Raw genomic sequence first — 24,439 nt, 5'->3', positions numbered from 1 at the left:
GCGCGTCGGGCGGCACAGCTTCAGCCGATGACGCGTGCGATCGCATCGGCCACGCGATCCACGTTGCCGCCGTTCAGGCCCGACAGGCACATGCGCCCGGAGCGCACCAGGTAGACCGCGTGCGACGCCCGCAACGCATCCACCTGCGCAGGCGAGAGGCCCGTGAAACTGAACATGCCGCGTTGGCGCAGCAGGTAGTCGGCGTCGTACCCGGGCAGACGCTGGCGCAGCGCCTCATGCAGCGCGGCGCGCATGGCGTTCGTGCGAAGGCGCATGCCCCCGACCTCGCGCGCCCATGCCTCGCGCAAGGCGGCGTCGTTCAGCACCTCGGCCACCAGCCGTCCGGCGTGCATCGGCGGGCTGGAATAGTTCTGTCGAACGATCGCCTTCAGCTGCCCCAGGACGAGCGCCGCCTGCGCGGCATCGGGACAGACCACGCTGAGCGCACCGCAGCGTTCGCCGTACACGCCCATGTTCTTGGAAAAGGAGTTCGCGACCAGCAGGCCGAGCCCTGCATCCGCCAGCAGGCGCACGGGTGCCGCGTCGGCCTCCAGCCCTTCGCAGAACCCCTGGTAGGCCAGGTCGACGAAAGGAATCAACGCGCGCCGGGCCATCAACGCCGCGAGCTGCGTCCATTCGGCGTGCGTCATGTCCGCGCCGGTCGGGTTGTGGCCGCAGGCATGCAGCAGCACCACGCTGTGCGCGGGCAGCGCGCCGATGGCCTCGCACAGGGCCTCGAAGCGCAAGCGCCCCGTGCCGTGGTCGAAGTACGGGTACGCGTGCACGGCCATGCCGGCACTGTGGAAGATGGCGCGGTGGTTCTCCCAGGTGGGGTCGCTCACCCAGACGGCGCTGCCGGGAAAGGCCTGCCGAAGGAGCTCGGCGCCGACGCGCAGCGCGCCACAGGAGCCGACCGTCTGGAGCGTGGCCGTGCGGCCCGCAGCGACGGCCTCGTGGGCGGGGCCGAACAGCAGCGCACGCACGGCCTGCGAGAAATCCGGCTGGCCCTCGATGGGCAGGTAGGGCTTCGCGCCGGCGCGCGCGGCCAGCCTTCGCTCGGCTTCGCGGATGACATCGAGCACTGGCAGCGCGCCGCTTGCGTCGAAGTACATGCCGATCGACAGGTTGACCTTGTGCGTCCTGGCGTCGCGCATGAACGCCTCGTTGAGCGCCAGGATCGGATCGTCGGGACTGGCCGCGAGGTGGCTGAACATGGGGCGAGCCTCGTGGCGAACTCAGACGGCGACCACGGGGTGGCGCAAGGTGCCGATGCCTTCGACGCCGGCCTCCACCACATCGCCCGGCCACAGCCACTCCTGCGGCGTGCGGCCCGCGCCCACGCCTTCGGGCGTGCCCGTGGCGATGATGTCGCCAGGCTCCAGCGAGATGCCCGCGCTGATGTCCGCGATCAGGTGCGGCACATCGAACAGCAGATGGCGCGTGTTGGACGACTGCTTCATCTGGCCGTTGACGGTGAGCCAGAGGTTCAGGCCGTGCGGGTCGGGGATCTCGTCGGCGGTGACGATGCAGGGACCGAACGGGCCGTAGGTGTCCTGCCCCTTGGAGTAGATCCATTGCCCCGCGCGGCGGCAGTCGCGGGCGCTCACGTCGATCATCACGCTGTAGCCGAAGACGTGCGACAGCGCCGCCTCCTTGGTCACGCGGCTGGCGCGCGTGCCCATGACCACCGCGAGCTCGACCTCCCAGTCGAGCTGTTGCGTCAGCCTGGCGTTGTGCGCAATCGCTTCGCCGGGGCCGATCACCGTGGTCGGCGGCTTGGAGAAGATGACCGGTTGCTTAGGCAACTCCTTGGCGGTGTCGAGCGTGCGGCTCGATTCGGCCACGTGCTCCACGTAGTTGAGCCCGATGCCGAAGATGTTCTTGCGCGGCCTGGGAATCGGCGCCAGCAGCCGCACGTTGGCCAGCGGCAGCGCCGACGCCAGGGGCCAGCGCCCGGCGTGTTCCTTCAACAGGTCGCCGGCGATGCGCACGGCCTGCGGCCCCAGGTCGATGAAGGCCAGCATGTCGTCGGGCAGGGCCACGCCGGCGGCGGCGCCCAGGGTGGCCAGGTCGACGACCTGTTCGTCCACCCGCGCGCCCAGTCGGGCGGCGGCGGCAGGATGGGCGCGGTAGGTGACGAGACGCATGGATCGGTTCTCCGAGAGAAAAAAGACGGCAAGACACCTCCCCGCGCTCGGCGAGGCGCACATGCAAGCGGGACGGTGGGGAAAAGAAAAAAGGGCGCGCGGCGCGCGGTCAGCCCACGGGCTGGTGGCCTGCGTTCTCGGCCAGCGCCTCTTCGCGATACAGGCCCAGCGACTGCATCACCGGCAGGTCGCTGAAGCAGAACAGGCAGGCGTCTTCGGTCGCAGAAAGGTTGGCATGTTCATGGAACATCCACGACGGCACGCAGAAGATGTCGCGCTCCTGCCAGTCGAAGCGCTGGCCATTGACGACACTGAAGCCGCGGCCCTTGGCCACCTGGTACAGGAAGCTGCCGGTGTGGCGATGGGCTTTCGTGTGTTCGCCGGGGCGCAGCAACTGCATGCTCGCGCCGATGGTGGGCATCACCGGGCCGCCCGTCACGGGGTTGACGTAGTGCATGAGGATGCCGTCGAACGGGCTGCCGTCGCTCACGCTTGCGCGCTTGCGCAGCGCCTCGTAGGTGGGGCCCCACTCGTACTTGAACAGCGGCGAGTAGTTCTTCTGCCAGGCCACGTCGTGCGGCCGCAGGGCCACGCCGCCCCAGGTGGCGGTGGCGTCGTCGACCGCGTGCGTCACGGCCTGCGACAGGTCGGGATGCACCACGTAGAAGCCCGCTTCCAGCGCGTTGATCAGCGGAATGTCGAGCCCGTCCTGCCAGATGCAGGTGGTGCCTTCGGCGCCGACGCCGTGTTCATGCCAGGTGCCGTTGGGCGTGAGCACGAAGTCGTTGGCACCCAGCGTCATCTTGTGGCCGTCGACGACGGTGTAGGCCCCCGTGCCCTCCATGATGAAGCGCAGCGCCGACGCGGAATGCGCGTGCGCAGAGGCGGCTTCGCCCGGGTGCATGACCTGCAGGCCCGCATAGAGCCAACCGACGGCCGCCGCCACGTCGCGGCGGCCCGGGTTGTTCAGGTAGATCACGCGGCGGCCGGCCTTCTCCGGTGTCACCAGGTCGATCGAACGCAGCACGTGCGCACGCAGGTCGCGGTAGCGCCAGAGCACCGGCACCGAAGCCGATTGCGGCTGCCAGGGTTCGATCTTGTTGGCCACGGTCCACAGCGCGCCGGTGTCGAGCCGTTCCAGCTCCTCGTAGTACGCCAGCAGCTGCGGTGTGTCGGCCACGTCGGCCCGGCCGGCCACGCTTTCGCGAAAAGCATCATGAACTTTGACCATGGGGTGTCTCTCTTTGTTCTGGCAACGGGGAGGGGAAGGCGTCAGGTGAAGGCGTGCCGGACCCGGTGTGCGTCGCTGTTCCACGAGGCATCGCGCATGATCTGGTCGATGGCATCGATCAACGCCTGCACGTCGTCGAAGGTGTTGTAGAGCGGCGCGAAGCCGAAGCGCATGAAGTCCGGCATGCGGAAGTCGCCGATCAGCTGGCGCTGCGCGAGTGCCTGCATCACGCCATAGCCCTCGGCATGCCGCAGCGAGACATGGCTGCCGCGCTGTCGCCTGTCGCGGGGCGAGGCAAGCGTGAAGCCATGGCGGGCCAGCCGGGTGTCCACGCCGTGGATGAAGGCATCGGTGAGCGCCAGGCTCTGCGCCTGCAGCGCCTCCATCGACGTGCCGTCGAAGGCATCGAGCGCCGCATGCAGCGCGGTCAACGCCAGCACCGGGCTGGTGCCGCACTGGAACCGGTCCACGCCCGGCGCCGGGGCATAGCCGGGCGAGAACTCGAACGGCCGCGCGTGGCCGAACCAGCCCGCCAGCGGCTGGTCGCAGGCCGCCTGGTGGCGATGCGCCACATACAGGTAGCCCGGTGCGCCCGGCCCGCCGTTCAGGTACTTGTAGCCGCACCCCACGGCGAAGTCCGCGCCGCTGGCGTCCAGTGCGCAGGGCACCGCGCCCGCGGTGTGCGAGAGGTCCCAGACCATCAGGGCGCCCGCCGCGTGGGCGGCCTCGTTGTATTTCCCCATGTCGTGGACCTGCGCCGTGCGGTAGTCCACGTGGGTCAGCACGACCGCCGCGACGTCCGCATCCAGGCTGGACGGAATGTCCGCCGCGCGCACCTGCTGCACGCCCAGCCCGAACTGCCGGGTGACCTCGTCGATGATGTACAGGTCGGTCGGGAACGAGTCCACGTCGGTGACGATGCGCGCGCGGCCGGCGCGCAGCCGCACCGCGCTGACGAGCACCTTGTAGAGGTTGACCGACGTCGAGTCGCAGGCGATGACCTGTCCGGGCTCGGCGCCGACCAGGCGGGCGATCTTGTCGCCCGCGCGCTGCGCCAGCGTGCGCCAGCCCGCGCCGTTCCACGAACGGATGAGGCCGTCCGCCCATTCGTGCGACACCGCGTTGGAGACCGCCTGTGCGACGGCGCTGGGCATCAGCCCCAGCGAATTGCCGTCGAAGTAGCGCAGCCCCGGCGGCATGTGGAAGCGGTGCCTGAAGCGGCCGGGCGCCGCGTCTGCCGAAGAACCCGGATGCATGTCGATGACGCTCACGACTCAGGCCCCCATCACGGTGCGAATGGCCCACAGCTCGGGAAAGAACCGGTGCTCCACCACGTGCTTGAGCCAGCCGACGCCGGCCGACCCGCCGGTGCCGGGCTTGAAGCCCAGGATGCGCTCCACCGACGTGAAATGCTTGAAGCGGAACTGCGAGAACAGGTCGGCAATTTCGATCAGCGCTTCGCCCAGTTGGTAGAGCGGGTTCTCCGGCCAGGGCTGCGCATACACCGCGAGCCAGGCCTGCTCGACCGCGGGGTTGGACTGGTAGGTTTCGCTCCAGTCGCGCTGCAGCGCGCGCTCGGGCACCGCAAAACCGCGCCGGTGCAGCAAGGCCAGGGCCTCGTCGTAGAGGCTCGGGGACTCGAGCGACTGCAGCAGGTACGGATAGACATCGGGATTGTTCTCGTGCGCCTGCGCCAGCCTGCGCGACTTGTTGCCCAGCACGAACTCGACATGGCGGTACATGTACGACTGCTGCCCCGATGAAACGCCCAGGCAGTCCCTGAACTCGTTGAAGCCGCTCGTGGTGATGGTCGACAGCACGTCCCAGGTCTTGGTGAGGTACTCGAACAGGCGCTTGATGCGCGGCGCCAGCGCCAGCGCGCCCGCCAGGTCGTCGTCGCGCAGGCGCAGCTGCATGTTGAAGGCTTCGTAGTGGATGGCCTTGAAGATCAGCTCCTTGCACTGCGTCATCAGGATGAACACCATCTCGTCGTGCCCCTCGCTGCGCATGTGCTGCGTGCTGAGCAGCAGGTCGTTGCGGTGGTAGTCGATGAACGGATTGCTCTTGCCGGCGAACTCGATCATCGGCTGGCCGTCGGTGGCCTTGACGGCCTCGTCGCGGCTGTCGTGGGTGGAGATGTCCACCGCCCGGACGAGCGACAGTTCCAGGGCCGGGTCTCTCACCGTCGGGATGACACGGGGTGTTGGCTTTCTCATGGGGTTCCTCGCAGCAGTTGGAAGGTGTCGCGGCCCAGGCGGGTGGCCGGATCGCACAGGTCGAAAACAATGTCGAAGTGGTTGCGGCCCGCGACCTCGTAGACGCTCGCCGTGCGGCCGTTCGCGCCGATGCGGGCGGCGTAGTCACGGCTCTGGCGCTTGAAGGCGTCGGTCTCGTTTTCTCCCCAGCAGACGACGGCGGGCACCCGGGCCGTCACCGGCAGGAACAACGGGCTGAGGCGCAACGCCGCGGGCGCATCGAGCCCCAGCTTGTCGTTGATGTAGGTGCCGACCAGGGGCTGCAGGTCGTACACGCCCGACAGCAGCACGGCCCCCTGGAGCGGCGCGTCGATGTCGTCCAGCGCCGCCAGCAGCATCGCCGCCAGGTGCGCGCCGGCCGAGCTGCCGGCGATCACGATGCGGGCACCGGGATGCCGGCGCCGGTAGAAGGCGCCCAGCGTGCGCACCGCCCGGATGCACTGGCGCACGATGCTCCCCAGCGACGCATGCGGCGCCAGCGTGTAGTCGATCGCGGCATAGGAGATGCCTTCGTCCACGCATTGCAGGGCGGGAAAACATGAAACCCGCGCGGACAATTCCTGCCAATAACCGCCGTGGATGAATACCAGCAATGGCGGTGATGCTGCAGATTTCGCCTCGAAAAGAATGGCTTTTTCGTCCGGCGAATCGCCATAGCCAATTTCACGCGAAGGATGTCGCTTCGACGCGAGCGCGCTGAGGCTTTCGTATTCGGCAATTGTTTTTGCAAAATCCGGCGCCACCGAGCTTGGCGAATACGCTTTCGCCCTTGCTTCTGAATTGATTGAATCCTGCATTCGTGGTGCTCTTTGAATGCATGAATTATGGTTAATTCATTCTGGAAATTCTTGCCTGTATGGCCACCTCAAAGACCGCAAACAGGCATGAATTTTCTCCGTCGATTGATAAACTGGAAAAACATCCCCATCCAGAGAATCACGGAGCAAAACATGAGCGAAACAGCGCTGACACCGGTCGACCTTGCCCTGCTGGCGCAGCTTCAGCAGAACCCGCGCATCTCGATGGCCGAGCTGGCGGAAAAAACGAACAGCTCCGTCTCTCCCTGCTGGCGGCGCGTGAAACGCCTGGAAGAGACGAAGGTCATTGAAGGCTATGGAATTTCACTGAACCGGAAAGCGCTGGGCTTCGGCATCGAGGCTTTTGTCTTCGTGAAGATCTCCTCGCATTCGGAAGAACAGGCGGTCCAATTCGAAGCGGCGTTGAAACCGGTCAGGAATATTCTTTCCTGCCATATTCTTTCCGGGCAGGACGACTACCTTTTGCGCGTCGTGGCCCGCGACATCGACGACTTCGCGGAATTCGGACGCAAGGTGCTCGCGGTCTTGCCGCATGTGCGCGAGGTGCGCAGTGCCTTCGTGCTGCACACGATCAAGAGTTCGTCGCACCTTCCGTTCGACGCACCGGGCGCCAGCGGCGGCTGAGCCGGCCGTGGCCCCCGGGTCTCATCGCACGATATCGGAGACGTCCACGATGTACATCTGCCGCTGCGATTCGTGCACGGAGTCGATGCACACCTGCAGCCCATCGCGGCGCCAGCGCGGGTGCAGGTCACACCGGTTCTCCTTGCTCAGCGCCGGCGAGGCGTAGAAGCTGCCCAGGTCGTGGCGACGGCCGGTTTCCATGTCGAACAGGAACAGCACCCGCTCGTGCGTGCGTGCGTCGGGGTAGGTGTCGCTCAGCAGCCAGCGCGTGTTGACCGGTGAGAAGGTCATGTGGCCGTTTTCCACCAGCACGCCGTCGCCGATCACGCGGACCTCCCCGCCCTCCCGGTCGTGGTACAGGTGGTAGTGGATCTTTCCGGCGTGCGGGCCCCACACGATGATGTGTTCGTCGTCCTGCCACAGCGGGTGCGAGATCTGGTACTCGGACTTCTCGTAGTCGAAGGTGCCCACGGCCGTCGGGTCGAAGTCGTCGGCGAGCTGCGGCAGCGGGTGGTCGGAGCACTCCAGCAGGCGCAGGTCGGAGCCGTCGGGGTTCATCGTGAGCAGGCGGTGCAGGAAGCAGGTCTCGTCCTCGACGCGCTCGGTCCAGCGGTGCAGGAACAGCACGCGCGACGACGACGGGTTGACCTCGATGTGGCTCACCCAGTGGATCGCCTTGTCCATCGACGCGCGCGGATGAAACCGGCGCAGGTCCTGGTAGCTCAGCAGCAGCCGCGCCGTGCCGGTGGCCAGGTCGGTCGCGTGGATGCCGTCGTCGGCCGGTGCGCGCGGCAGCTCGAACGGCCCGCCGGCCTCGCTGTAGCCGATGGTCCGGTGCGTGATGTACAGGCGCCGGTAGTCCACGCTCAGGGCCCAGCGGCTGTCGGGCGCCACCACGTAGATCGGCAAGGGCAGCAGGCGTTTCGCGCCGGTGTCGACGTCGAGCACCGTGGCGCCGAAGCCAGGGTAGAACGCATCGGCATCGCCGGTGCGGCTGTTGTAGACCAGCTGGCGGCCCGGCGCGCCGTCGAGCCACTGCAGCTGGCTGCCCATCTGCCAGTTCCATGCGGTGGTGTCGCCGACTGCATGGAAGCAGTCGTTGTCCTGGAGGTCGAAGTAGCCGATGCGTGCTGCCGCCGTCGGCGTGAGTTCGGCGTCCATCCAGGGCACCTGCTGTGCCAGCAAATAGCGCCCGCTGCGGTCCCAGGCGCTCTTGTTGTAGTAGCCGAAGAAATGGTGCTGCGCGCCATCGCCCACGCGGCGGCAGGGTGCAGGCGCCAGGCGAGGTTGCTCAAGAAGTGGGTTCGACGACATGGGCTCACTCCGCGGCGATGCGGCCTTGCTGGATCACCTGGTCCCAGCGCAGCTTCTCGGCCGCGATGAACTTCGTCGCGACATCTCGCGTGTTCGCCACCGGCGTCATGCCCTGCTCCGACAGTCCCTTGCGGAACTCCGGCGCCGCAACGATCTTGCGAATGTCGGCATTGAGCTTGTCGGCGATGGCGTCGGGCACCTTGGCGCTCACCGCCACCGTGGTCCACGAGGTGGCCTCGAAGGCCGGAAAGCCCGACTCGATCGCGGTCGGCACCTCGGGCAGTGCCGGCAGGCGGGTCTTGCCCGTCACGGCCAGCGCCTTGAGCTTTCCGCCGCGGATGTGGGCCAGCGTGGTCGGCGGGTTCTCGAACATCAGCTGGATCTGCCCGGCCAGCAGGTCGTTCAGTGCGGCCGTGCTGCCCTTGTAGGGCACGTGCACGATCGGTGCGTTGGCCGTGAGCTTGAACAGCTCGCCGATCATGTGCACCGACGAGCCCACGCCGGCCGAACCGAAGTTGATCGTGTCCGGCTGCTTGCGCGCCAGTGCCACCAGCTGCTTCAGGTCGTTGGCCGGCAAGGCGGGGTTGGCGACCACGACATGCGGCATCTCGGCCAGCACCGTGACCACCTTCAGGTCGGTCGCGGGGTCGTAGCTCAGTTTCTTGAACACGCCGTAGGTCGCGTGCAGCCCGATCGAGCCGAGCAGCAGCGTGTAGCCGTCGGCCGGCGCATCGGCCACGAACTTGCCGCCGATGTGCCCGCCCGCGCCGGGCTTGTTGTCGACCACCACCGACTGCTTGTACAGCTTGCCCAGCCGGTCGGCCAGCATGCGGGCCTGCACGTCGGAACTGCCGCCGGCGGTGAAGGGCACCACGAGCCGGATCATCCGGTCGGGGTAGGCCTGCGGCGGCGATGCCTGAGACGTCGAAGCGACGCCCAGGGCCAGTGCGAGAAGGCCGAGGCCGGCGGCCCTGCGGGGCCAGTGCTGTGTCATGCGTCTTCCTTGCTGTGCGCCGCGACGGCGCGATGGAGAGGGTGGATAGGGCGCAGTCTAGGAACGCAGCATCATTCTGAAAAATTCATTTTCATTCACAGGCTATGCAGAAAAGATATGTCATGCTTTGCGCCGTACAGCCCAGGAGCCTCCGCATGTCGCGACCGTTGAACTTCCGCCAGATCGAGGCCTTCCGCGCCGTGATGCAGACCGGCACCACCACCGCCGCGGCGGCGCTGCTGCACACCACGCAGCCCTCCGTGAGCCGCCTGCTCTCGCAGATCCAGCATGCCACCGGGCTCAAGCTGTTCGACATCCACAAGGGGCGGCTGCGCCCCACGCACGAGGCGCGCCAGCTGTTCGACACGGTGCAGCGCCACTTCCTGGGCCTGGACCGCATCGAGCAGAGCGTGGCGGTGCTGCGCAAGTCGGGCGCGGGCTCGCTGCGCGTGGGCTGCACGCCGGCGCTCGGGCTCGGTGTGATGCCGCAGGTGATCCATGCGTTCTCGCGGCTGCACCCCGAGGTGCACGTCAACCTGCAGACCGTCGGCACGCACGCCTTGCGCGAAGGCCTGCTCTACGGCCTGTACGACGTCGCGCTCAGCACCGCCGCCTTCCACGAGCCGCAGCTCGACGCGGTCAGCCTGCACAAGGCCAGCGCGGTGTGCGTCGTGCATCCCGGGCATGCGCTGGCGCACCGCGACGCCGTCCACGTGCGCGACCTGAAGCACCAGGTGCTGCTCACGCTGAATGCCGACGACGAGATCCACCAGCAGTTCCAGCGCACGCTGCAGCAGCACCGCATCGAATGCGCCGCCACGGTCGAGACCACCTACTCGGTCACCATCTGCATGATGGCGGCGCAGGGCACCGGCGTCGGCATCGTCAACCCCTACGTGGCCTCCGTGTTCGCGCGCGACCTGAAGATCCTTCCGCTGTCGCCACGCTGCCCGGTGGAGGTGTCGATGGCGTTCTCGCCGCAGTCGGCGCCTTCGGCCATCGCCGAGGAGTTCACCGCGCGGCTGCGGGACTACTTCCAGGGCTTCGTGATGCCCACCGCACGGAAGGCGCGCGCCTAGGCCGCAGACGGCGGCTCGAGCAGGTCGACCAGGAAGTCGACCAGCACGCGCACCTTCGGGTTCAGCAGCGGGTCGACCCGGAAGACCGCATGCACGCCGGCGTCCGCGCCACCGTGCTTCGGCAGCACGCGCACCAGCGATTTGTCTGCCAGCGCATCGCGCACCAGCACCTGCGAAAGGAACGCGATGCCGCGCCCCGCCTTGGCGAACTCGAGCACCGCGTCGCCGTTGTTGGCCCGCAGCACGCCTTTCGGCTTGACGGAGAACTCCTGGCCCTGAACATCGGAGAAGCGCCATTGCTCGCCATCGCGGTTGACCGTGAGGACGATGCAGCTGTGCTGCTTCAGGTCTTCGATCGTCTTCGGCGACCCGCGCCGCCGCACGTAGCCGGGGCTGGCCACCAGCACCCGGCGGTTCGCCGCGAGCTTGCGCGCCCGCAGCGCCGAGTCTTCGAGCCGGCCGATGCGAACGGCCACGTCGACGCCCTCGCCCGCCAGGTCCACGAAGCTGTCCGTCATCACCAGGTCCAGCGACAGCTGCGGATGCCGGTCCATGAACGCCGGCAGCGCCGGCACGAGGTAGCGGCGTCCGAACGCCACGGGTGCGCTGATCCGCAACTCGCCCCGCACCTCGTCGCGCATGCGGCCCAGCGCCTGGCCCGCGGCGTCGAGCTTGTCGAAGGCTTCGCGCGCTGCGGCAAGGTAGGTCGCGCCCGCCTCGGTGAGCGACATCGTGCGGGTCGTGCGCAAGAACAGCTGCACGCCAAGGGTCTGCTCGAGCAGCTTGATCTGCCGGCTGACGGCGGAAGGCGTGATGCGCAGATCGTGCGCGGCACGCGCAAAGCTCTGGTGCGCGGCCACCCGCACGAAGGCGCGTACCAGCTCCAGCGGCAGATCGGATGTTGCGGCCATTCATTCCTCCTGGGAACGAGTGTATTTCTTTCATGCCAATCCTTGGCGCCGCGGCACCGGCAAGCTTGGCGCCATGACAAAGCAAGCATGCGAGGCGGCCATCACGGCCGTCACCTCTTCGACAGCACCGGCCCCGCTGGGCCACTATGCGCAGGGCATCGTGCACCAAGGCGTGCTGCATGTCGCCGGCCAACTGCCGGTCGATCCGCGCGCACCCGGGCGTGTCGGTGCGCACAGTGCCTTCGCCCACCAGATGCAGCAGCTGCTCGCCAACTGCGAGGCGGTTCTCGAGGCGGCAGGCAGCGGCCGGGCCCTGGTGCTTTCACTGACGCTGTACCTCACCGACCTGGACCACTGGGAAGAGGCGGACCGCCTGTGCGCCACCTTCTTCGGCGCGCATCGCCCCGCGCGCACGGTGCTCGGCGTCGCCGCGATCCGCAAGGGCTACGCGGTGCAGGCCGCCATGGTGGCCGCACTCGCGGCGCAGCCCCAGCCCATCCCCCACTGCTGAAACGACGATGACCCCACGCACCCTTTTCCATGTCGATGCATTCACCCGCACGCCGTTTCGCGGCAACCCCGCGGGCGTCGTGCTGAACGCGGACGGCATGTCCGACGAAGCCATGCAGGACCTGGCGCGCGAGCTCAAGCATTCCGAAACCGCCTTCGTGTGGCGCGCCGACGCGGACGACCACGACCTGCGCATCCGCTACTTCACGCCGACCACCGAGGTCCCGCTGTGCGGCCACGCCACCATTGCCGCGCATTTCGCGCGAGCCACGGCATTGCAGCTCGGCGAGGTGACGCTGCGGCAGAAGACGGGCGCCGGCATCCAGACCGTGGGCCTCTCGCGAAGCGCCACGGGCGGGTACCGGATCGTCATGCACCAGGGCGCGCCGGTGTTCGAAGCACCGCTGGAAGGCGCGCTGCGCGAACGCATCGTGGCCGCGCTCGGGCTCGCACCGGGCGATGTGCCTGCCGCACTTCCGGTGCAGGTCGTCTCGACCGGGCACAGCAAGGTCGTCGTGCCGCTGGCGCCGCGGGTCGATCTCGATGCGCTGCGGCCCGACATGCCCGCGCTCTCGCAGCTGAGCCGGGAGATCGGCTGCAACGGCTACTTCGTGTTCCAGCAGCCGGCCGGGGAAGACGCCGTGACCGACGGGCGCATGTTCGCGCCGGCCATCGGCATCATGGAAGACCCCGTGACCGGCAACGCCAACGGTCCGCTCGGCGCCTACCTGGTGCGCCACAAGCTCATGGCCCACGACGGGCGGGCGTTGCGCTTCCAGGGCCGCCAGGGCCGCGCGTTGCGGCGCGACGGCATCGTGCATGTCGAGGTCGTGATCGCGAACGGCGAGCCGGCGGCCGTGTCCATCGCGGGCGATGCCTGCATTCTTTTCTCGGCCTCGCTCGACGGCGTGGCGTGACACCACCGCACTCGCGGCGCCTCGACTGACGTCAGGCCGCCGCGAGATAGCTGCTGTGCAGGATCTCCGGCCGCTCGCGCAGCGCCTGCGAGGTGCCCGCAAAGGCCATGCGCCCCCGCTCCAGCACATAGGCGCGGCTCGACACGGCCAGCGCCACCGTCGTGAACTGCTCGATCAGCAGCACGCCCACGCCCTCGCGCGCGACCTGCTGCACCACCTCGACCAGCCGCTTGACCACCGCGGGGGCGAGCCCCAGTGAGAGCTCGTCGATCGCGAGGTAGCGCGGCTTGCCGATGAGCGCCTGCGCGATGCAGACCATCTGCTTCTGTCCACCCGACAGCGAACGCGCGGGCAGCGCGAGCTTCACGCGCAGCTCGGGGAACACGCCGAGCACGCGCTCGACCGCATCGGCCACGCCGGCCGCAGGCAGCGCAGTCGCGGCGGCGCGCAGGTTGTCGAGCACCGACAGCTCGCCGAGCACGCGATGCCCCTCGGGCACCACCGCCACGCCAAGAGCGCGCACGCGCTCGGGCCGCTGGCCGTGCAGCGCGTGGCCCTCGACCTCGATGCGCCCGCCCGCGAGCGGCAGCACGCCGCCGATGGCCATCACGGTGCTCGACTTGCCCGCACCGTTGGCGCCCAGCAGCGCCGTGACCTCGCCGGGCGGCACCTGCAGGTCGATGCCGTGCAGCACGGCCTTGCCGCCGCGCTGCAGGCGCAGATCGGTCACGTTCAGCATGGGGTGGTCACTCCGTTCCCAGGTAGGCCTTGCGCACGGCAGGATCGTCGAGCACCTCGCGCGTCGGGCCGAGCGCGAGGCGGCGGCCGAAGTCGAGCACCAGCGTCTGCGTGCAGGTCGCGGCGATCAGGTCGACGTCGTGGTCGATGAGCAGCACCTGCGCACCGCAGAACGCATGCACCGCACCGATCGTGCGGCGCAGCACGCCGGCCTCCTGCTCGGTGAGGCCCGCGCCGGGCTCGTCGAGCAGCAGCAGCTTGGGCGCGCCGACCAGCGATTTCGCAAGCTCGAGCATGCGGCGCTGGAACAGGTTGAGGCGGTGCCCCATGACGGTCGCCACGTCGAGCAGGCCGGTGTGCGACAGCGCACGCGCCACCTGCGCCGCGGCCTCGCCGCGCGCGTGCGGCACGTGGTCGAGCAGCGCGCGCACGTTGTCCCACACGCTGAGGTCTTCCACCACCTGCTCGGTCTGGAACGAGCGGCGCAGGCCGAAGCGCACGCGCGCGATGGGCTTCAGGCCCAGCAGGTCGGCGCCGTCCACCGCCACGCGGCCGGCGCTGGGCGACACGAGGCCGCTGAGCACATTGACCAGCGTGGTCTTGCCCGCGCCGTTCGGCCCGATGAGGCCGCACACGGGCGCGTCGAGCTGCGCCGTGAGCGCGTCGATGGCCTTGACGCCGCCGAAGGCGACGGTGAGATCGTCGATGCGGATCATGGCGCGGCGTCCTTGTCCTTCGGTGCGGCGAAGCGCTGGCGCACCGCCTCGAACACGCCCGCCAGCTGCCCCGCGATGCCGCTCGGCGCGGTGATGAGCGCATGCAGCAGCGCCACGCCGAAGAAGATCATCGCGAGGTAGCCGTTGACGCCGAAGTCGGTCAGCAGCGCCGGCACCGCGCGCAGCAGCAGCCCCGCGATGAGCGCGCCGGCCCAGTGGTACACGCCGCCCACCACCGTGAGCGCGAACAGCATCACCGATTCGCCGGCCGTGAAGGCGCGCCCGTCGAGCTGCCCCACGCCGCCCGCGAGCAGCGCGCCGGCCACGCCCGCGCAGAAGCCCGCGAGCCCGAAGGCCCAGGTCTGGTAGCGCAGGATGTTCACGCCGGCCGCCACGGCCGCCGCCTCGCCGCGACGGATCAGCGCCCACGAGCGGCCCGCGCGCGTGCGCCGGTGCAGCTCGATCAGCGCCAGCACCGCGGCCAGCCACACGGCCACGTAGCGGAAGTACGCCGCGTCGGACAGCGCCAGCGCGGGGCGCGGCATCATCAACCGCTCGCTGCCGAACACACGGCCCAGCCAGCCCGCGCCGCCGTCGGGAAAGCCCGTCACGTTGACGACCACCTGGAAGCCGCCCGCCATCATCATCGTGACGAGCGCCAGGTACAGCCCCTTGAGCCGCAGCGCCGGCAGCCCCGCGAGCATGCCCACGACGCACGACAGCAGCCCGCCCGCGAGCACCGACAGCTCGAAGGGCCAGCCCAGCCCGTGCCCCGCGCGCAGCGCGACCCAGCCGCCCGCGCCGAGCAGCGCGTACTGGCACAGCGACACCAGCCCGAGCTGGCCATAGAGCAGCGCCACGCCCGCCGCCGCGACCGACAGCGCGAGCGACGACGTGAGCGTCTTGATCCAGTACGCGTTCGCGAACCACGGCACGGCCCAGCCGATCAGCAGCACGCAAGCCACCATCAAGATGAGCGAGCGGCGGGCGCGGCGCGTGGCCTGCGCGAGCGCGGCGGGTGCGGCGTCGGACGTGGGCATGGCGCCTTCGAGGATCGACGCGTTCATGCCGAGCGCGTCCCCGCGCGGTAGAAGACGATCATCGCCAGCGCGATGAGGAAGGGCGTCGCCGTGCGAAAGGCCGCGAAGCCCGGCACCGTGATTGCCAGCGCCTCCAGCACGCCGATGGCGATGCCGCCCGCCACGGTCGCCGGCAGCGAATGCAGGCGGCCGATGATGGCGGCAGCGAACGCCGGAATCACGAGAAAGGTCAGCAGCGTGGCCTGCAGCCGCACGATGTTGGCCAGCAGCAGCCCGCACACGCCCGCGAAGGCGCCGCTCAATATCCACGCCACCGTGTCGACGCCGAGCACGCGGATGCCGAGCAGCGCGCTCAGGTCGCGGTCGTTGGCCAGCGCGCGCATCTTCAAGCCCACGCGCGTCTTCGACAGCAGCAGGCCGACGCCGCCCATCATCAGCACCGCCAGCGCCAGGCCAAGCGCACGCGTGTGCGTGAGCCGCACCTCGACTTCGCCCAGCACGAATTCGAGCGCGCCGCCGTCGGTCGGCAGCACCAGGCGGCGCGGCTGCTCGCCCCAGGTCCATTCGGTGAAGCCCACCACCACGAGCGCGAAGCCCAGCGTGGCGATGCTGCGGATGGTCGGGTCGCGGTGCGACAGGCGCGGCGCCAAGAGGCGCCCGTAGGCCAGCGACAGCGCCATGGCCGCGAGCACCGCCGCGCACCACGCCAGGCCCTGCGGCCAGTCGGCTTCGAGCAGCGTCCAGGCCACGTAGGCGCCGAGCGCGCCGATGGCCCCGAAGGCGAAGTTCAGCACGCCCGACGAGCGATAGAGCACCACCAGCCCCACGCCCGAGAGCGCGTACACCGCGCCCAGGCCCAGGCCCGAGATGACGAAAGGCAGGTAGTCCTCCATGGCCCGGCGCGCTTACTTCAAGCCCATCTTCTGCTCGTCGGCACGGATGTCGACCAGCTCCGGGTCGTCCGCCGTGAGGCAGCCGCCGGGCGCAAAGCGCCAGCCGTTGCCGTCGGGGCTGGCCATGGGCCCGCTGTTGTTCGCGTTGTGGCGGTTGCCGCTGCCCACGTAGAAGGGCTTGCACAGGATGTCGCTGCGGAAGTCGCTCACCTTGCGCAGCGCGTCGGTCACGCCGGCACGGTCGAGCTTCTTCGGGTCCATCTTCAGCATCGCCTGCGTGGCCAGGCGCGCGGCCAGGTAGCCGGCCTGCGAGAAGGTGTCGCGCGGGTCGCTCTTGGCACCGTGCTTGTCCATCACCGCGAGCCAGTTCTTGTTGTCGGGCCCGGCCGATTCGAGCGGGTTGAATTCGAGGTTGACGTCGAAGTTGCCCTTCCAGTACGGCCCGATGGCCTTGGGCACGTCGACGTTGTAGGCCGGTGCGGCCGACACGAAGTGGATCTTCTTGCCCAGGTTCTGCTGCTCGGCAGCGGCCAGCATCGGCACGAGGATGCCCTTGGGCACGTTCATGATGATGGTGTCGGGCTTCTTCGCGGCGGCCTGCAGCATGGTCGAGGTGGCGTCGGCCGAGCCGGGGTCGATGGTGAGGGTCTCGACCGTCACGCCGTTCTTCCTGCCCCACTCCTTCGGTCCCTCGCAGGCCCAGTTGCCCAGGCTCGGGATGTTCGGAATGATGCAGACCATCTTCTTGGCCTTGTACTTCTGCGCGGCGTACATCGCGGCGATGGTGGCCGACACGCGCGGCCCCGCATTCACCGGCACGTAGTTGCGCGCGTTGAAGCATTCGCGCGGCACGCCGGTGCCGGCGATGACCATCACGCCCTCGTCGGCGTACATCTTGGCGTTGGCGCCGCACTCCACGAAGCTGGTGCTGCCCACGAGCGCGACCACCTTGCGGTCCTTCACGAGCTTGGAGGCCACCTGCGCGGCGGTCTCGGGGTTCCACTGGTCGTCGAGCACGAGGTAGTCGACCGGCCGGCCGTTAATGCCGCCGTTGGCGTTGACGCACTTGAAGTACGCCGCCGCCGCCTGACCCGAGGCGCTGAAGTCGTCGGGGCCGGTCTTGCCGACCACGGCGCCGATGGGAATGGGCTCGCCCGTGGCGGGCTTGCCGGTGTTGAGGCCGCAGTCGGGGCTGGCCTGCGCCCAGGCACCGCTGAAGCCGGCCAGGCCCAGCGCGCCCGCAACGGCCGACAGCGCGATTCGTCTTTTGCTTTGCATGAGGTGTCTCCTTCTTTCTGGGTGATCGAAACCGGGGCGGGGCTACACCGCCATGCACACGCTCTTGAGTTCGGTGAAGCTCTCCACCGCCGCACGCCCCAGGTCGCGCCCGCTGCCCGACTGCTTCACGCCGCCCAGCGGCAGCGCGTTGTCGAGCACGTTGTGCGCGTTGACCCAGACCACGCCCGCCTGCAGGCGCGGCACGATGCGGTGCACAGCCGAGAGGTCGTTCGACCAGACGCTGGCCGCCAGGCCGTAGGCGCTGTCGTTGGCCAGGCGCACGGCGTCGTCCACGTCGTCGAAGGGGACGACCGTCGCGACGGGGCCGAACACTTCCTCGCGCGCGATGCGCATCGACGGCTGCGCGTCGACGAACACGGTGGGCTGCACGAAGCAGCCGCCGTCGAAGGCCTGGCGCCCGCCCGTGACCAGCGTGGCGCCTTCGGCCACGGCACCGTCGATGTGCGCCATCACGCGCGCCAGGTGGCGCTTGGACACGAGCGGCCCGAACTGCGCCTTCGGGTCGAAGCCCGAGCCGATGTGCAGGCCCTCGGCGGCCTGCGCGAGCCGGCGCACCACCTCATCGAACAGGTTGCGCTGCACGTACACGCGCGAGCCTGCCGTGCACACCTGGCCCTGGTGAAAGAAGATGCCGTTGGCCGCGCCCTGCGCCGCCGCCACCGGGTCGGCGTCGCCGAGCACGATGAGCGGCGACTTGCCGCCCAGCTCCAGCGTGAAGCGCGCCATGCTGTCGACGGCCGCGTGGCCGATGTGACGGCCCACCGCCGTCGAACCGGTGAAGCTGATCTTGCGGACGTCCGGGTGCGCGGCCAGCGCCGCGCCGGCCGTGGCGCCGCGCCCGCACACCACGTTCAGCGCGCCCGGCGGAAAGCCCGCCTCCAGCGCCAGCTCGGCCAGCCGCAGCGCGGTGAGCGGCGTTTCTTCGGACGGCTTGAGCACCACGGTGCAGCCGGCCGCCAGCGCGGGCGCCACCTTCCACAGTGCGATGGCGAGCGGAAAGTTCCACGGCACGATGGCCGCGACCACGCCCACCGGCTCGCGCCGCGTGTACGTGACCCACTGCGCGCCGGGGATGCCGATGGAGTTGTCGAGCGTCTGGCCTTCGAGCTTGGTGGCCCAGCCCGCCATGTAGCGCACGAACTCCGCGCCCGCGCCCACGTCGACCATGCGCGCGATGCCGCGCAGCTTGCCGCTTTGCAGGGTTTCGAGCGCGCTGAGTTCGTCGGCGTGCGACTCGATGAGCGTCGAGAGCGTGTACAGCATGCGCTCGCGGTCGGCCGGGCGCAGCGACTTCCACGCGGCGCTCTCGAAGGTGCGGCGCGCGCCGGCGACCGCCGCGTGCACGTCCTCCGCGTCGCTGTCGGGCGCCTCGGCCACGGTCATTTCGGTGGCCGGGTCGACCACCGGCAGGTACTGCCCGTTGCGGGGCACGACCTCGTGGCCGTCGATGTGGTTGCCGCGGCGGCGCTGCGCCAGCAGGCCCACCTGGCCGAGGTGTTCGATCGACAGGTCGCGCAGATTCATGGGCGGGCTCCGGGAAGGGATGCGAAAGAAAGAGGCATCACGGCTGCATGGCACGGGCCACGAGCAGCGTGTCGGTGAACTGCTCGAAGCGCCGCACCTGGCCGCCCTGCACCTGCCACACGTGCGTGACGCGGGCCTGCATCGGCTTGCCCGTGGTGCGGTGGCGCGCGTGGTAGTCGCCGATGCCGACCACGGTGTCGCCGCCGTCGACCAGCCGTTCGAGCACGAAGCGGTAGCCCTCCCACTCGGCGCCGAGCACCTGGAAGACCTTCTCGACCACCTGCGCGGGGCCGACGTGCGTGCCGGCGCAGGGAAAGCCGGCCATCTCGGTCCACTGCACGTCGTTGGCGACGTCGGCGAACATCGCGGCGAGGTCGTGGCGGTCGGAGGCGGCGTAGTGGTCGGCCACGATCTGGTAAGGGGTGCGCATGAAAAAGCTCCTGGACAACGATGAGGTCAGACGGGCCCGAACTCGGGCGGATAGAAGGTCTGCGAGGCCTTGCGCATGAAGGCGCCCGCGGGGTTGTTGGCGATCGCGCCGGTGCCGGTGAGCCCGAGGAACTTGCCGGTCGAGCGGCCGTTCGCGAAGTCGAAGAAGAACACCGAGGCGACCGGAATCAAAAACTCGCGGAAGGTGAAGACGTACTGGTCGTCGTCGAACTTCCAGTAGCTCGCCAGGTCGACGTCGCCGTGGCCGCGCTGCACGCCCACGAGGCACTGCCAGGCGTAGCGCTCGGCGCTCAGGTAGGTGTGCTCGTAGGTGTGGTTGGGGCTGTAGGTCTGCCAGGTGCGCAGGCCGATGAGGTCGCGCGTGGCGTGCGGTGCGCTGCCCGTTGCAGTGCCGCCTTCGAGCGTCCCAGGCCAGAAGTCCTGCGGCACGCGCGGCTGGCCCGCGGCCTCGTCGGCGCCGATGATGCGGCAGCGAATCGCGAGCACGCGGCGCGTGCGCGTGTTGACGACGACGGTCAGCGCCTCGCTCGGGCGGCTGGCCTGCGTGATGTCGAGGAAGAAGGTATCGGGCGCGACCTTGATGGCCTCGTACCAGTCGCCCTGGCCTTGGCCGCCGCGTGCGCCGTCTTCATGCCAGTCGAGCGTGTGCTGCGCGCGCGGCTGCAGCGTGAGCTGGAAGCCGGGCAGCGCGAGCCTCAGCGTCTGGCCGGCGAGCGCGTCGGTGGCGGGCAGGCGGTTGGTTGCGATGCCGAGGGCGAACTGGTCGTAGGTCTTCCAGTCGGCAGGTTTCGTGGTGTCGGTGCTCATGGCGTCTTTCCTTCTTCAGGCGTCGTGCGCAAAGGCGATGGTGGGCAGGTCGACCGCGGACGCGCCGCCATCGACCATCAGCGAACTGCCGCTGACCATCGCGGCCAGCGGCGAGGCGAGGAACAGCACGGCGTTCGCCACGTCGTCGGGACTCGCGGCGCGGCCCATGGGCACGTCGCGCGTGACGAGGGCGTAGGCCGCGTCGGCATCGGGCAGGCGGTATTTGTCGACGAGCACCTGCATCTGTTCGTCAGCCATCTCGGTGCGCACCCAGCCGGGGCACACGGCGTTCACGCGCACGCCCTGTTGGCCGTAGTCGCGCGCCAGCGAACGCACGAGGCCGATGAGCGCGTGCTTCATGGTCACGTAGCCGACCACGCCCGGCCCCGCGAAGTGGCCCGCGAGCGACGAGAGCACGACGATGTTGCCGCGCCGCGCGATGAGCTCGGGCAGCAGCTCGCGTGCGCAGACGAAGGCGGTGTCGAGGTTCAGGCGCGTGGACAGCGCCCACGAGGCGTCGTCGGTCGAAAGCGCATCGCCCACGCCGTGACCGCCCGCGTTGGCGACCAGCACGTCGACACCGCCGAAGCGTTCGCGCGCGGCGGCCAGGGCGCGCTGCACGTCGGCAGTGTTCGCTGCATCGCCCGCCACCGCGAGCCCGCCGAGCGTCGACGCCACCGCTTCGAGCTGCGCGAGGCGTCGCCCCATCAGCACCACGCGGCCGCCCGCCGCGACGAACTGCGCGGCCACCGCCGCACCGATGCCGGTGCCGCCGCCGGTGATGAAGGCGACCTTGCCGGCCATGGAATCTGTAGCACTCATTCGCTCTGTCTCCTTGTTGGGAAGGACTCTAGGTTTCGGTGCGCTTCGGCGATTGACCGAGCGCGCAGCTTCAGTTGCCCGACAGCGCGAAGTCCGCGCAGCGTTCGGCCAGCATCACGGTCGGCGCGTTGGTGTTGCCGCTGACGAGCGAAGGCATCACCGAGGCATCGCACACGCGCAGCTTCGCCACGCCGTGCACGCGCATGCGCGCATCGACCACGGCCATGGGGTCGCGGCCCATGCGGCAGGTGCCGCTGGGGTGGTAGACGGTCTTGGCGCGCTCGCGCACGTAGGCCTCGAGGGCCTCGTCGGACATGTCGTCGGCGGCCGACGGCGCCAGCTCTTCGGACACCACCTCGCGCAGCGCCGGCGCGCGCAGGATGCGGCGCGCCAGCTTCACGCCGCGCACCAGCGTGTCGACGTCGGCCTGCGCCTGCAGGTAGCCGCCGTCGAACAGGATCGGCGCCATCGGGTCGGGGCTGCGCAGCGCCACGCGCCCGCGCGACTGCGGACGCAGGAAGCAGGGGTTGATCGACAGGCCGTGGCCGGCCAGCGGTTCGCGGTCGACGTCGCCCACGAGCACGGGCAGCACATGGAACTGCAGGTCGGGCCGGCCCTCGCCGGTGGTGTCGACGAAACCGCCGCTCTCGACCACGTTCGAGGTGAGCAGGCCGGAGCCGAACATCATCCATTGCAGGCCGTGCTTCAGCGCCGCCAGGCCGCGGTCGTTGCCCAGCAGGCTCACGGGCTCGCGCGTGCGGCCGTAGACCGACACCTCCAGGTGGTCCTGGAAGTTCTCGCCCACGCCGGGCAGGTCTTTCACCACCGGCAGGCCCAGCGCCTGCAGCTGCGCGCCGGGGCCGATGCCCGACAGCAGCAGCAACTTGGGCGAAGCGAGCGCGCCGGCCGAGAGGATCACTTCATCGCGCGCGGTGGCCACCACCTCTTCGCCGCTGTCGTTGCGGCCCGTGCGGTAGACCACGCCGGTGGCCGCGCCGTCCTGTGTGAGCACGCGCAGCACGTGCGCGCCCGTCACCACGGTGAGCTTCGGGTCGTCGCGCACGGCCGCGAGGTAGGTGGCGGCGGTGCTGGCGCGCCGGCCTTCGAAGGTGGTGGTCTGGTAGAAGCCCACGCCGGCCTGGGCGGCGCCGTTGAAGTCGTCGTTGTAGGCCAGGCCGCTTTGCTGCGCGGCGCGCAGGAAGGCCAGGCTCAGCGGATGGCGAAAGCGCGTGTCGCTCACCTTCAGCGGCCCGTTCGTGCCGTGCAGCTCGCAGGCGAAGCGCGCGTTGCCCTCGGCCTTGCGGAACCACGGCAGCACGTCGCGCCAGCCCCAGCCTTCGCAGCCGTGCGCCTCCCAGCCGTCGTAGTCGGCGGGCGTGCCGCGCACGTAGACCATGGCGTTGACCGAGCTGCCGCCGCCCAGCGTGCGGCCCTGCGGCACGAACATCTTGCGGCCGGCGGCGGCGGGCTGCGGCTCGCTCTCGTAGGCCCAGGTGCGCTCGGTGCCGATCACGCGCACGAAGGTGGCGGGCATGTGGATGAAGCGGTCGTCGTCGGGCGGGCCCGCCTCCAGCAGCAGCACGCGGCGCCCGGCGCGCACCAGCCGGTGCGCCAGCACGCAACCGGCCGAGCCGGCGCCCACCACCACCACATCGAAAACCTGCTGCGCCATGTCTGTTCCAGACCGAAGTTGTTGTCGGGAACGGATGCTCGCGGCTGGCGCGCGCCGTGGCGCAGCGGGGCGGGTTGATGCAACGCAAAGTGCGCTGTCGGTCAACTGACGGCGAACGCGGGGGGCCCTGCGACAATCGGGCCATGCCTTTCGCCCCTTTGCAAAACGACACCTTCCTGCGGGCCTGCTGGCGCCAGGCCACCGATCACACGCCCGTCTGGCTCATGCGCCAGGCCGGCCGCTACCTTCCTGAATACGTTGCCACGCGCGCCAAGGCCGGCAGCTTCATGGGGCTGGCCACCAACACCGACTACGCCACCGAGGTCACGCTGCAGCCGCTGGCGCGCTACCCGCTCGACGCGGCCATCCTCTTTTCGGACATCCTCACGGTGCCCGACGCGATGGGCCTCGGCCTGTCGTTCGAGGCCGGCGAAGGCCCGCGCTTTGCGCGCCCGGTGCGCGACGAAGCGGCCGTGGCCGCGCTCGAAGTGCCCGACCTGAACAAGCTGCGCTACGTGTTCGACGCCGTGGGCTCGATCCGCAAGGCGCTGAACGGCCGCGTGCCGCTGATCGGCTTCTCGGGCAGCCCGTGGACGCTGGCCTGCTACATGGTCGAAGGCGCGGGCTCGAGCGACTACCGCCTCGTGAAGAGCATGCTGTACGGCCGCCCCGACCTGATGCACCGCATCCTCGCGGTCAATGCCGATTCCGTGGCCGCCTACCTCAACGCGCAGATCGACGCCGGCGCGCAGGCCGTGATGATCTTCGACAGCTGGGGCGGCGTGCTGGCCGACGGCGCGTTCCACGAATTCAGCCTGGCCTACACCGCGCGCGTGCTCGCCGGCCTGAAGCGCCACGGCCCCGACGGCCAGCCGGTGCCGCGCATCGTCTTCACCAAGGGCGGCGGCCTGTGGCTGGGCGCCATGCGCGCGCTCGACTGCGAAGTGCTCGGCGTCGACTGGACCGTGAACCTGGCCGCCGCGCGCCGCCTCGTGGCCGAAGGTGCCGAGGACAAGGCCAAGGCGATCCAGGGCAACATCGACCCGAACGTGCTGTTCGCCCCGCCCGCGGCCATCGAGGCCGAGGTCGGCAAGGTGCTGCAGGCCTTCGGCAAGCCCCACACCGACCGCACCACCACGGGCCCGACGCACATCTTCAACCTGGGCCACGGCATCAGCCAGTTCACCCCGCCCGACCACGTCGCGGCGCTGGTCCAGGCGGTGCACGACCAGTCGCGCGCGCTGCGCGCCTGAGCTAACAAATGTGAACTGCCGACCGCCCGGTTGGCAGACTCAGCGCCCCCTGAAAGCCAGTCGCCCGGCGTTTGTCAAGCCCTAAAACGGCCCCGGACGCCCGACTTATGCACAAAACGCGTGTTGCACTGCGCAAGATTATCTGAGGGGCCGTTGGTTCTGCTCCTAAACCAATAGCGACGCTAAGTGGTTGATTTATATAGGTTTTGATTTTTGCTTTTTTTACAGGCATTCCAGCGGAAGCCTTGAAAATCAAGGCTTCGGCGACTATCCAGCCGTCTTGTCAACAAAGTTATCCACAGAAACTCTGGATGACCGCCAAAGCGCTGTGAAATCAACAACTTAAGCGGTCTTGCTCCAAAACGCATTAACAAACCTTGCCAAAAAGGACGCCCAGCCCCTCCGCCGAATCGCCGCCCGAAGCC

The 24,439-nt window shown here is 69.2% G+C and carries 23 protein-coding genes and 1 pseudogene; 5 read left to right on the top strand and 19 right to left on the bottom strand.

Annotation, left to right across the window (positions count from 1 at the left end):
- Positions 1 to 20: 20 nt before the first annotated feature.
- From AC07Q9_RS26140 to AC07Q9_RS26115, 6 genes are all read right to left on the bottom strand, one after another.
- On the bottom strand, positions 21 to 1,214 hold the full coding sequence (locus AC07Q9_RS26140; protein ID WP_495312301.1) for an amino acid aminotransferase: 1,194 nt from the start codon (positions 1,212 to 1,214) through the stop codon (positions 21 to 23).
- Positions 1,215 to 1,235: 21 nt separating this feature from the next.
- Entirely contained in the window at positions 1,236 to 2,147 is a 912-nt protein-coding gene (locus AC07Q9_RS26135; protein WP_495312300.1) for a fumarylacetoacetate hydrolase family protein, read from the bottom strand.
- Positions 2,148 to 2,256: 109 nt separating this feature from the next.
- Positions 2,257 to 3,378, bottom strand: coding sequence for a cupin domain-containing protein (locus AC07Q9_RS26130; protein WP_495312299.1), 1,122 nt, complete (start codon positions 3,376 to 3,378; stop codon positions 2,257 to 2,259).
- A gap of 41 nt (positions 3,379 to 3,419) precedes the next feature.
- Positions 3,420 to 4,649 (bottom strand): kynureninase, encoded by a 1,230-nt coding sequence (gene kynU / locus AC07Q9_RS26125; protein WP_495312298.1) that lies wholly within the window; start codon positions 4,647 to 4,649, stop codon positions 3,420 to 3,422.
- Positions 4,650 to 4,652: 3 nt separating this feature from the next.
- A complete protein-coding gene (locus tag AC07Q9_RS26120) occupies positions 4,653 to 5,594 on the bottom strand; it encodes a tryptophan 2,3-dioxygenase (RefSeq protein WP_495312297.1) in 942 nt (313 codons plus the stop codon).
- Positions 5,591 to 6,430: an alpha/beta hydrolase gene (locus AC07Q9_RS26115; RefSeq protein WP_495312296.1), complete on the bottom strand. Its 840-nt coding sequence runs from the start codon at positions 6,428 to 6,430 to the stop codon at positions 5,591 to 5,593. Before AC07Q9_RS26115 ends, AC07Q9_RS26120 begins: the two co-directional genes overlap by 4 nt.
- Before the next feature lie 153 nt (positions 6,431 to 6,583).
- Here AC07Q9_RS26115 and AC07Q9_RS26110 point away from each other — a divergent pair, with 153 nt between their 5' ends.
- Positions 6,584 to 7,075, top strand: a complete 492-nt coding sequence (locus tag AC07Q9_RS26110) for an Lrp/AsnC family transcriptional regulator (protein WP_495312295.1) — start codon at positions 6,584 to 6,586, stop codon at positions 7,073 to 7,075.
- A 21-nt stretch (positions 7,076 to 7,096) separates the two neighbouring features.
- On the opposite strand, the gene AC07Q9_RS26105 is transcribed toward AC07Q9_RS26110, so the two are convergent.
- Together AC07Q9_RS26105 and AC07Q9_RS26100 are read right to left on the bottom strand one after the other, a co-directional pair.
- Positions 7,097 to 8,389: a hypothetical protein gene (locus AC07Q9_RS26105; protein WP_495312294.1), complete on the bottom strand. Its 1,293-nt coding sequence runs from the start codon at positions 8,387 to 8,389 to the stop codon at positions 7,097 to 7,099.
- A gap of 4 nt (positions 8,390 to 8,393) precedes the next feature.
- On the bottom strand, positions 8,394 to 9,383 hold the full coding sequence (locus AC07Q9_RS26100) for a tripartite tricarboxylate transporter substrate binding protein (protein WP_495312293.1): 990 nt from the start codon (positions 9,381 to 9,383) through the stop codon (positions 8,394 to 8,396).
- A gap of 155 nt (positions 9,384 to 9,538) precedes the next feature.
- On the opposite strand from AC07Q9_RS26100, the gene AC07Q9_RS26095 reads away from it, so the two are divergent.
- On the top strand, positions 9,539 to 10,462 hold the full coding sequence (locus AC07Q9_RS26095) for a LysR substrate-binding domain-containing protein (RefSeq protein WP_495312292.1): 924 nt from the start codon (positions 9,539 to 9,541) through the stop codon (positions 10,460 to 10,462).
- Here the strand turns inward: AC07Q9_RS26095 and AC07Q9_RS26090 are convergent.
- Positions 10,459 to 11,373, bottom strand: coding sequence for a LysR family transcriptional regulator (locus AC07Q9_RS26090; RefSeq protein ID WP_495312291.1), 915 nt, complete (start codon positions 11,371 to 11,373; stop codon positions 10,459 to 10,461). The genes AC07Q9_RS26095 and AC07Q9_RS26090 overlap by 4 nt on opposite strands.
- 73 nt (positions 11,374 to 11,446) lie before the next feature.
- Here AC07Q9_RS26090 and AC07Q9_RS26085 point away from each other — a divergent pair, with 73 nt between their 5' ends.
- Positions 11,447 to 11,884 (top strand): RidA family protein, encoded by a 438-nt coding sequence (locus AC07Q9_RS26085; protein ID WP_495312290.1) that lies wholly within the window; start codon positions 11,447 to 11,449, stop codon positions 11,882 to 11,884.
- A gap of 7 nt (positions 11,885 to 11,891) precedes the next feature.
- Positions 11,892 to 12,800 carry a PhzF family isomerase gene (locus tag AC07Q9_RS26080; RefSeq protein WP_495312289.1) on the top strand — a complete coding sequence of 303 codons (909 nt, stop codon included), beginning with the start codon at positions 11,892 to 11,894 and terminating at the stop codon, positions 12,798 to 12,800.
- Positions 12,801 to 12,831: 31 nt separating this feature from the next.
- On the opposite strand, the gene AC07Q9_RS26075 is transcribed toward AC07Q9_RS26080, so the two are convergent.
- From AC07Q9_RS26075 to AC07Q9_RS26030, 10 genes and pseudogenes are all read right to left on the bottom strand, one after another.
- Positions 12,832 to 13,539, bottom strand: coding sequence for an ABC transporter ATP-binding protein (locus tag AC07Q9_RS26075; RefSeq protein WP_489060913.1), 708 nt, complete (start codon positions 13,537 to 13,539; stop codon positions 12,832 to 12,834).
- A gap of 7 nt (positions 13,540 to 13,546) precedes the next feature.
- A complete protein-coding gene (locus AC07Q9_RS26070; protein ID WP_495312288.1) occupies positions 13,547 to 14,254 on the bottom strand; it encodes an ABC transporter ATP-binding protein in 708 nt (235 codons plus the stop codon).
- Complete coding sequence (locus AC07Q9_RS26065; protein ID WP_495312287.1) at positions 14,251 to 15,321, bottom strand: branched-chain amino acid ABC transporter permease; 1,071 nt, start codon at positions 15,319 to 15,321, stop codon at positions 14,251 to 14,253. The genes AC07Q9_RS26070 and AC07Q9_RS26065 overlap by 4 nt, the downstream gene beginning before the upstream one ends.
- Positions 15,318 to 16,187: a branched-chain amino acid ABC transporter permease gene (locus AC07Q9_RS26060; protein ID WP_062476232.1), complete on the bottom strand. Its 870-nt coding sequence runs from the start codon at positions 16,185 to 16,187 to the stop codon at positions 15,318 to 15,320. The genes AC07Q9_RS26065 and AC07Q9_RS26060 overlap by 4 nt, the downstream gene beginning before the upstream one ends.
- Before the next feature lie 12 nt (positions 16,188 to 16,199).
- On the bottom strand, positions 16,200 to 17,465 hold the full coding sequence (locus AC07Q9_RS26055; protein ID WP_495312286.1) for an ABC transporter substrate-binding protein: 1,266 nt from the start codon (positions 17,463 to 17,465) through the stop codon (positions 16,200 to 16,202).
- 42 nt (positions 17,466 to 17,507) lie between these two features.
- The gene (locus tag AC07Q9_RS26050; RefSeq protein ID WP_495312285.1) at positions 17,508 to 19,010 is read right to left on the bottom strand and encodes an aldehyde dehydrogenase family protein; all 1,503 of its coding nucleotides are present in this window, start codon (positions 19,008 to 19,010) and stop codon (positions 17,508 to 17,510) included.
- 37 nt (positions 19,011 to 19,047) lie between these two features.
- On the bottom strand, positions 19,048 to 19,440 hold the full coding sequence (locus tag AC07Q9_RS26045) for a nuclear transport factor 2 family protein (protein ID WP_099794882.1): 393 nt from the start codon (positions 19,438 to 19,440) through the stop codon (positions 19,048 to 19,050).
- Positions 19,441 to 19,466: 26 nt separating this feature from the next.
- The gene (locus tag AC07Q9_RS26040; protein WP_495312284.1) at positions 19,467 to 20,267 is read right to left on the bottom strand and encodes a MoaF C-terminal domain-containing protein; all 801 of its coding nucleotides are present in this window, start codon (positions 20,265 to 20,267) and stop codon (positions 19,467 to 19,469) included.
- A 15-nt stretch (positions 20,268 to 20,282) separates the two neighbouring features.
- Positions 20,283 to 21,089 (bottom strand): SDR family NAD(P)-dependent oxidoreductase, encoded by an 807-nt coding sequence (locus AC07Q9_RS26035; RefSeq protein ID WP_495312283.1) that lies wholly within the window; start codon positions 21,087 to 21,089, stop codon positions 20,283 to 20,285.
- A gap of 79 nt (positions 21,090 to 21,168) precedes the next feature.
- Positions 21,169 to 22,761, bottom strand: a pseudogene (locus AC07Q9_RS26030) (GMC family oxidoreductase); the annotation flags it as partial.
- A gap of 143 nt (positions 22,762 to 22,904) precedes the next feature.
- Here AC07Q9_RS26030 and hemE point away from each other — a divergent pair.
- On the top strand, positions 22,905 to 24,014 hold the full coding sequence (gene hemE / locus AC07Q9_RS26025; protein ID WP_495312282.1) for a uroporphyrinogen decarboxylase: 1,110 nt from the start codon (positions 22,905 to 22,907) through the stop codon (positions 24,012 to 24,014).
- The last annotated feature ends 425 nt before the right edge of the window (positions 24,015 to 24,439 follow it).

The organism is Variovorax sp. GW821-FHT09A10, assembly GCF_059418385.1.
The sequence above is the reverse complement of the archived record's forward strand: the minus strand, read 5'-3'. Positions and strand labels throughout refer to the sequence as shown.

Coding starts and splice junctions, on each gene's coding strand:
- AC07Q9_RS26095 (WP_495312292.1), top strand. CDS start 9,539: ATGTCGCGACCGTTGAACTTCCGCCAGATCGAGGCCTTCCGCGCCGTG.
- AC07Q9_RS26120 (WP_495312297.1), bottom strand. CDS start 5,594: ATGAGAAAGCCAACACCCCGTGTCATCCCGACGGTGAGAGACCCGGCC.
- AC07Q9_RS26080 (WP_495312289.1), top strand. CDS start 11,892: ATGACCCCACGCACCCTTTTCCATGTCGATGCATTCACCCGCACGCCG.
- AC07Q9_RS26055 (WP_495312286.1), bottom strand. CDS start 17,465: ATGCAAAGCAAAAGACGAATCGCGCTGTCGGCCGTTGCGGGCGCGCTG.
- AC07Q9_RS26040 (WP_495312284.1), bottom strand. CDS start 20,267: ATGAGCACCGACACCACGAAACCTGCCGACTGGAAGACCTACGACCAG.
- AC07Q9_RS26105 (WP_495312294.1), bottom strand. CDS start 8,389: ATGTCGTCGAACCCACTTCTTGAGCAACCTCGCCTGGCGCCTGCACCC.
- AC07Q9_RS26050 (WP_495312285.1), bottom strand. CDS start 19,010: ATGAATCTGCGCGACCTGTCGATCGAACACCTCGGCCAGGTGGGCCTG.
- AC07Q9_RS26130 (WP_495312299.1), bottom strand. CDS start 3,378: ATGGTCAAAGTTCATGATGCTTTTCGCGAAAGCGTGGCCGGCCGGGCC.
- AC07Q9_RS26045 (WP_099794882.1), bottom strand. CDS start 19,440: ATGCGCACCCCTTACCAGATCGTGGCCGACCACTACGCCGCCTCCGAC.
- hemE (WP_495312282.1), top strand. CDS start 22,905: ATGCCTTTCGCCCCTTTGCAAAACGACACCTTCCTGCGGGCCTGCTGG.
- AC07Q9_RS26085 (WP_495312290.1), top strand. CDS start 11,447: ATGACAAAGCAAGCATGCGAGGCGGCCATCACGGCCGTCACCTCTTCG.
- AC07Q9_RS26060 (WP_062476232.1), bottom strand. CDS start 16,187: ATGGAGGACTACCTGCCTTTCGTCATCTCGGGCCTGGGCCTGGGCGCG.
- AC07Q9_RS26090 (WP_495312291.1), bottom strand. CDS start 11,373: ATGGCCGCAACATCCGATCTGCCGCTGGAGCTGGTACGCGCCTTCGTG.
- AC07Q9_RS26140 (WP_495312301.1), bottom strand. CDS start 1,214: ATGTTCAGCCACCTCGCGGCCAGTCCCGACGATCCGATCCTGGCGCTC.
- AC07Q9_RS26070 (WP_495312288.1), bottom strand. CDS start 14,254: ATGATCCGCATCGACGATCTCACCGTCGCCTTCGGCGGCGTCAAGGCC.
- AC07Q9_RS26065 (WP_495312287.1), bottom strand. CDS start 15,321: ATGAACGCGTCGATCCTCGAAGGCGCCATGCCCACGTCCGACGCCGCA.
- AC07Q9_RS26115 (WP_495312296.1), bottom strand. CDS start 6,430: ATGCAGGATTCAATCAATTCAGAAGCAAGGGCGAAAGCGTATTCGCCA.
- AC07Q9_RS26075 (WP_489060913.1), bottom strand. CDS start 13,539: ATGCTGAACGTGACCGATCTGCGCCTGCAGCGCGGCGGCAAGGCCGTG.
- AC07Q9_RS26035 (WP_495312283.1), bottom strand. CDS start 21,089: ATGAGTGCTACAGATTCCATGGCCGGCAAGGTCGCCTTCATCACCGGC.
- AC07Q9_RS26110 (WP_495312295.1), top strand. CDS start 6,584: ATGAGCGAAACAGCGCTGACACCGGTCGACCTTGCCCTGCTGGCGCAG.
- AC07Q9_RS26135 (WP_495312300.1), bottom strand. CDS start 2,147: ATGCGTCTCGTCACCTACCGCGCCCATCCTGCCGCCGCCGCCCGACTG.
- AC07Q9_RS26100 (WP_495312293.1), bottom strand. CDS start 9,383: ATGACACAGCACTGGCCCCGCAGGGCCGCCGGCCTCGGCCTTCTCGCA.